The organism is Collinsella sp. AF20-14LB (assembly GCF_003459505.1).
In the GTDB taxonomy this organism is placed as follows: domain Bacteria; phylum Actinomycetota; class Coriobacteriia; order Coriobacteriales; family Coriobacteriaceae; genus Collinsella.
Genome location: NZ_QRWD01000018.1, coordinates 46764 through 52969, shown reverse-complemented (window position 1 = coordinate 52969; position 6206 = coordinate 46764). Strand labels below are relative to the sequence as shown.

The following is a 6206-nucleotide window of genomic DNA, read 5'->3' as shown; positions in this document are numbered from 1 at the left end:
CCCCCGCCCCGCCGAACCTCGTGCGCCGCGACTTCCGCTCGGCCCTGCCGAACTTCCTGTGGCTCACCGACATAACCGAGTTCAGGCTGCCGACGGGCCGCAAGGTGTACCTGTCCGCCATCAGGGACTGCTTCGACTCCTCGGTCGTCGCCTGGCGGGCGGGCGAGCACCCGGACGCAGGACTCGCGAACTCGACGCTGTCGGACGCGTGCTCCCGGCTGGCGCCCGGTGAGCGCCCCGTGATCCACTCCGACCGCGGCGTGCACTACCGCTGGCCGGGCTGGATATCGATATGCGAGCGGAACGGCCTGGTCAGGAGCATGTCGGCCAAGGGCTGCAGCCCCGACAACGCCGCGATGGAGGGCTTCTTCGGCCCGCTCAAGAAGGAGTTCTTCCACGGGAGGGACTGGTCCGGCTGGTCGCCCGGGGAGTTCATCGAGGCCCTCGGCGCGTGGATAGGGCGCTTCAACTCCGAGCGGGCAAGCGACGCGCTCGGTGGCGCGACGCCGGACGGCTACCGGTCGTCGCTGGGGATGGAGTGGGAAGGGTAAACTGGACTTTCTTTTAAGGATCCTCAAGCATATTGTCGCTCGTATTCCACTGGAGACATGTAGCCCAAGGTGGAATGCATGCGCACCCTATTGTAATAGAGCTCTATGTACCTGAAGATGTCCTGCTTGGCCTCGCCCCTCGTCCTATAGCTCCTCTCTTTCACCAATTCCCTTTTCAGCGTCTTGAAGAATGACTCGGCCACCGCGTTGTCCAGCGGTGTGCCGGGCCTTGACACCGACTGGACTATGCCATGTGAGTCCAGGCATCGTTGGAAGGAACGGGAGGTGTACTGCACGCCTTGATCGTCATGGAAGACAAGGCTGCCGTCATCTGGCGGATCCTCCCTGCCAACCGCCTGCTCTATCGCATCGATCGCAACCTTCTCGGTGATGCGCTCGGACATCGACCAGCCCACGACCTTGCGGGAGAAGGCGTCTATCACGGCTGCGAGATAGAGCCACCCTTCGCTTGTGGGTATGTAGGTGATGTCGCCCACCCAAAGCCTGTTGCGCTCGCCCACGGTGAAAGCGCGCTCTACCAGATTCAACCGAGGGTCTCCTGGCTCAACCTTCTTCCGGATGCGGTGCTTTCGGGTCGTGCCCTTTCCGGCAAGTCCGAGCTTTTGCATGATACGGAGCACGCGCTTCTCGCTCACGACGATGCCGCTTTTTCGCAGTTCGCGATTGATGCGCCGATAGCCGTAACGGCCCTTGTGCCGATGGAAAGCTTCGACGACGAACCCTTCGAGCGCCTCTCGCTCTATCTGGGCGTTGGATTTCTTACGGCCGAGATACTCGTAAAAACCGGATTTCGAGACTTTCATCAGCCCGCATGCCTTCTTGATGGGGCCGACCTCGCCCCTATGCTCTTCGAGGAACTCAAACCTCACGCATGGTCTTGACTCAAGAAGGCCCGGAAATTTTTTAGTATCTCGTTCTCGCGCTCGAGCTCCTCGACCTTCTTCTTGAGCTTCACGATCTCGTAGTCCTTGTTGATCTTCGGGGATCCGTTTCCGGGGAATGCGTCGTCTCCCATCTCCTCGTATTCGCAGGCCCATCTTCTTAGCGTCGAGTCCTTTATGCCGAGTTCTTCCGATAGGTCTTTGACCGTCATTTCCCTGGACAGGACCACCTTTGCCGCCGAAACCTTGAACTGCTTGTCGTATCGCTTTCTTCTTTGGGTCATCTTGAACACCTTTCGCTCTTAATTTGGTGTCCAATTCATCATACCCACTCCAGGATGGCCGCGATTTAGCGGTCCAGGAAATCGTCCGCAGTCCCCTCGAATTTCTGGATGCGGTTTCCCAATAGTGGCCAATGCGGAAACGGCATTCCGCCCATTGGTGCAAAGTAACCTGACCCCTTTGCGCTAACCGACAACGAGGACAAGCAGGTGGCGGTCCGTCCCTGGATTCGCCTAGCCTTCCGCTTTTTGGAGCGCCATCTGTAAGAGGACCGGCCCCATCCCGGCTCTCATAACTTGCGGTGAAATAGTTCCTATTTTTGCAGGTTAAAGCCTCAAACAGGAACTACTCCACCGCAACTTCGCTTTGATTTGTTGGGGGCGGAGCCTACCAAACGGTGAACTGGGCGTTCTCCGTGTTCCAATGGACATCGCGAACGTAGTCTCGCACGCCCGCTGCATCTCGCGCTTCGAAGAGCTCAAGAATATGAGCATGCTCGGCATTGGCTATGCCCAGCAGCTTGCACGCTGTCTCCTGATCGACGGTCTCGTAATCGCGCTTTATAAAGCAGCGCTCGAGTTGCGAAATCATGTCGCGCAGACGGTCGTTGCCGCAGCGGTTGAAGTACGTGAGGTGAAAGTCCCGCTGAATGTCGTCGTACTTTCGGATAAGGCCGCCTTGGATCGCAAGGTCCATGGACCCAACCAAAAACTTCAGCTGCATGATGTCCTCGTCGGTTAGGAGAGGGCAGGCGAGGTATGCCGCCTGCCCGTCGAGAGGCCCCATAATCTCAAAGACTTCAACGGCGTTTTGCTGATCGAACCCTCGGACGCGGAATCCGCGGCGGGGGAGATTGTCCAGATAGCCGTCGCTTGCCAGCTGGATGAGCGCCTCGCGAACCGGCGTGCGCGACACGCCCATGGCATCGCAGATCGCCTGCTCGCTCACGCGGTCGCCGGCCGAAAGCTCGCCGGCGTCTATGCGACTCGAAATATAGTCGTATACATGATCCTTCAAGGGTCTTCGGAGTGTTTCCATGAGCTTATATTCCTCAACTGTATATTTTCAAAAATAAATACGTTTCGCCTGAATAGGCTAATTGAATTATAGAACGACCAGTTAAATTGCGCTACCAAACCAGAAGAAGCAATAATACGCTTACCGAGAAATATCTACCGTTCAGGATTGTATACAATATACAAAACAGTAAAGACACCCTAAGATAAAGCCATCGGAAGGAAGGCGGGCGCAAGGAAGTCCGCTCTCTGCTAAGAGGTCCAAGGAGGATCATCATGACTAAGTTCAGCCACGTCATCATCCGTCGTCCCGGCAAGTCCCTGAGCAATGGCATCACGAGCGCCCCCGAGCTTGGCCAGCCCATCTACGAGCGCGCTATCGAGGAGCACTACGATTACGAGCATGCGCTCGAGCAGTGTGGCGTTGACGTGTCGGTGCTGCCGGCGCTTGAGCAGTATCCCGACAGCTGCTTTGTCGAGGATCCGGCCGTTATCACTCGCTGCGGCGCCATCATTACCAACCCCGGCGCCGACAGTCGTAATGGCGAGAAGGACGAAATCGAGCCGGTCGTCCGTCGCTTCTTTGACGACGAGCATGTCAAGCACATCGTTTCCCCCGGCACGCTCGACGGCGGCGACGTCATGATGGTCGGCGACCACTTCTACGTCGGTCGCTCTGCTCGCACCAACGAAGAGGGTATCTGCCAGTTCTGCGAGATTCTCGAGGGCTGGGGCCTCGAGGGCTCCGAGGTGCCTCTGGAGGAGGTCCTGCACCTCAAGACGGGCGTCAACTACATCGAGGACAACAACATGCTCGTCTCCGGTGAGTTCATCGATAAGCCCGACTTTGCCCAGTACAACAAGATCGTCGTGCCCGAGGACGAGGCTTACGGCGCCAACTGCATCTGGGTCAACGGTACGGTCATCGTTGCCGAGGGCTATCCGACCGTGCTCAAGGCCGTGCAGGATCTGGGCTACAAGACGCTCGTTGTCGACACCTCCGAGTACCGCAAGGTCGACGGCGGCCTTTCTTGCCTGTCGCTGCGCTTCTAATGTGGTCGCTGTACTAGCTTAATGATCGCTTGACCGATGGCCCGGCACCCGATTCGGGACGTCCGGGCCATCTTTATGCGGTCGTTTGATTGAGGGGGTGCACATATATGGCCTCTAAAACTTGTAACGATGAGATTATCGACCCCAATGGTCTGGATCTCTTTCGTCTGACCATGATGGTCATCACTGCGAGCATTTGCGGCGGCATCTTTTCTCTTGCCGGCGATATGGCGGCAGGCGGAGCCAATACCGGCGCGGTTATCGTTTCGTGGGGAATTTGCTTCATTGGCGTCTTTGCGCTGATGATGGTATTCAACGGTTTATCTCAGGCTTGTCCAGACCTGACTGGCGGCATCTATGCATACGCTGCGGCCGGTTTTGGCGATTACGTTGGATTCAACTCCGCTTGGGGCTACTGGATCAGCGCATGTCTTTCCAATGTGAGCTTTGCGCTCTTGCTGTTTAGCGCGCTGGGCTATTTCTTCCCTGCGTTCGGTACGGGCAACAATATGCTTTCCATCGTCTGCGCCAGCGTGTTTTTGTGGTTCCTAACCGCTCTCGTGCTTCGCGGCGTTAAGGAAGCTGCCGGCATCAACACGATCGTCACCTTGGCGAAGCTGGTGCCGCTGGGGCTCTTTGTGCTGAGCATTGTGCTCCTGGGTAAGTTCAACGTCGATATCTTTATGGACAACTTCTGGGGAGAGCCGGCTGGCCCCGGTTTTGGTGAGCAGGTTGTCTCGACCATGATTGCCCTTGTCTGGGTCTTTACGGGTATCGAAGGCGCTGTCGTCATTTCGGGCCGTGCAAAGTATGTGCGCGACGTCGGTCGTTCGACGGCGCTTGGATTTGCAGCCGTGTTTACGCTGTATCTGATTATCTCGATGCTGTCGCTCGGCATTATGCCGCGCGAGGAGATGGCACAACTTGCAACGCCCTCCATGGCGGGAATTCTTGAGTGCGCAATCGGTCCGGTTGGCGCAGCCATCGTAAACCTTGGCGTTATTCTCTCGCTGGTCGGTGCGATGCTGGGCTACGTCATCATTGCATCCGAGACGCCATTCGAGGCTGCACGTCAGGGCTCCTTCCCGCTGGCGTTTGCTAAGACAAACAAACATGACGCCCCGGTGGTAACGGTTCTTGTGAGCTCCGGCATCACGCAGCTTTTCCTGATTGTGTCGTATGTAGCGGCGAGCACCTACCAGTTCTTCTACAGCTGCGCGGTCAACACGATCTTGGTTCCCTATGTTTGCTCGGGTGCTTACTACATGGTGATTGGCTGGAAGAACGAGCATCTGGACGGACCGCATGCGCCGAGTGTCGGCAAAGCACGCTTCTTCGGTACGCTCGGCTTTATCTACACGCTGTTCCTGGTGTGGTCGACGGGCCTCCAGGGCGTCATGATCACGACGATCCTTTTTGCTCCGGCCATTCCCGTCTATATTGCGGGCGAGCGAGGCCGCGGCAAGCAGGTGCTCCCGCATCTGCACGACAAGCTGATCGCGGCAGTGGTCATTGTCGTGGCGGCCATCTCGCTGTATCTGCACTTTGCCGGCATCGCGCCGATCGTCTAAGGCTAGGGTGAGCTTCATTGCTTGGTATGCCGACGGGGACATCGCATGTCGGTGCTGTTCGGAATTCCATAACTGATGTGGGTTTCAATAACGTGCCATTGTGAGCGCCCACCAAGCCCTCGCAGGTGACATTTGTTGCCAGCGCGGGCTTTTGCAGTTGCGGTGAAATAGTTTCTGTTTTTGCTGGTTAAAGCTTCAAACAGGAACTATTCCACCGCAACTTCGTTTTGATTCGCTGGGGGACGGAGGAAGCGACGATCCGGAATCCACCTGCACGGTCGTCGCTCCGCATCCCGTCCGTTGGCGCAAATGGTGTCAAAAGAAATCTGTCCCCCTTGCACGCTTGTTTCCCTTGCAGCAATCTGTTGATTGAACGTCATTGTGTGCTCGCGGTTTCTGGGCAAGCCGTCTCGCAGCAAAGTAGACTAGATGGCCATTTCAAAAAGCCTACTCAGAGGAGGAGCCATGCTTGAGGGTACGTATGTGGTTTTGGCCCAGACGCCGGTGGGGAGCAAGCGCGGCGAGGTGACGTTTTCACATGGGGTGAACGGCGCGCTCAGGGCAGTACTAAACGTCAAGGGTCTCAATATCGCTCTCTCGGGTGCCCGCGCTGAGGGCGATTTCTTTGAGCTCTCGGGTACTATCTCCCACGTCTTGATGGGCAAGGCGCCCTTTACATGCACGGGGTCGGTTGAGGGTGATCGACTCACTGCTACCGCGCGGTCGGGTTCCATTTCGATCTCGCTGAGCGGTATGCGCAAAGAGCTTTCGGGGCGCACCGCATAAAGTTTGCGCAGGTAAACATCGGTATTTGACTTTATAAAATAGTTC

Annotated in this window: 6 protein-coding genes and 1 pseudogene; 4 read left to right on the top strand and 3 right to left on the bottom strand. The window is 57.0% G+C overall.

Features of this window, described 5'->3' with window-relative positions:
• On the top strand, positions 1-551 hold a 551-nt coding region (locus DWX63_RS09140; RefSeq protein ID WP_147336088.1), incomplete at its 5' end, for an IS3 family transposase.
• A 23-nt stretch (positions 552-574) separates the two neighbouring features.
• Here the strand turns inward: DWX63_RS09140 and DWX63_RS09135 are convergent.
• From DWX63_RS09135 to DWX63_RS09125, 3 genes and pseudogenes are all read right to left on the bottom strand, one after another.
• On the bottom strand, positions 575-1609 hold the full coding sequence (locus DWX63_RS09135) for an IS3 family transposase (protein WP_117843510.1): 1035 nt from the start codon (positions 1607-1609) through the stop codon (positions 575-577).
• A pseudogene (locus tag DWX63_RS11535) lies at positions 1498-1737 on the bottom strand (transposase); the annotation flags it as partial. The gene DWX63_RS09135 and the pseudogene DWX63_RS11535, both read right to left, overlap by 112 nt.
• Positions 1738-2122: 385 nt before the next feature.
• Complete coding sequence (locus DWX63_RS09125) at positions 2123-2752, bottom strand: GntR family transcriptional regulator (protein WP_233514526.1); 630 nt, start codon at positions 2750-2752, stop codon at positions 2123-2125.
• Positions 2753-3027: 275 nt separating this feature from the next.
• Here DWX63_RS09125 and DWX63_RS09120 point away from each other — a divergent pair, with 275 nt between their 5' ends.
• The 3 genes from DWX63_RS09120 to DWX63_RS09110 all read left to right on the top strand — a co-directional run bounded on the left by DWX63_RS09120 (position 3028) and on the right by DWX63_RS09110 (position 6161).
• Positions 3028-3804, top strand: a complete 777-nt coding sequence (locus tag DWX63_RS09120) for a dimethylarginine dimethylaminohydrolase family protein (RefSeq protein WP_117843507.1) — start codon at positions 3028-3030, stop codon at positions 3802-3804.
• Positions 3805-3911: 107 nt separating this feature from the next.
• A complete protein-coding gene (locus DWX63_RS09115) occupies positions 3912-5375 on the top strand; it encodes a basic amino acid/polyamine antiporter (protein ID WP_117843506.1) in 1464 nt (487 codons plus the stop codon).
• A gap of 465 nt (positions 5376-5840) precedes the next feature.
• Entirely contained in the window at positions 5841-6161 is a 321-nt protein-coding gene (locus tag DWX63_RS09110; protein WP_117843505.1) for a hypothetical protein, read from the top strand.
• Positions 6162-6206: the final 45 nt, after the last annotated feature.

Bases quoted from the DNA above. Each gene is read 5' to 3' on its own strand.
- DWX63_RS09135 (WP_117843510.1), bottom strand. From the start codon at position 1,609: ATGGGCCTGCGAATACGAGGAGATGGGAGACGACGCATTCCCCGGAAA.
- DWX63_RS09120 (WP_117843507.1), top strand. From the start codon at position 3,028: ATGACTAAGTTCAGCCACGTCATCATCCGTCGTCCCGGCAAGTCCCTG.
- DWX63_RS09115 (WP_117843506.1), top strand. From the start codon at position 3,912: ATGGCCTCTAAAACTTGTAACGATGAGATTATCGACCCCAATGGTCTG.
- DWX63_RS09110 (WP_117843505.1), top strand. From the start codon at position 5,841: ATGCTTGAGGGTACGTATGTGGTTTTGGCCCAGACGCCGGTGGGGAGC.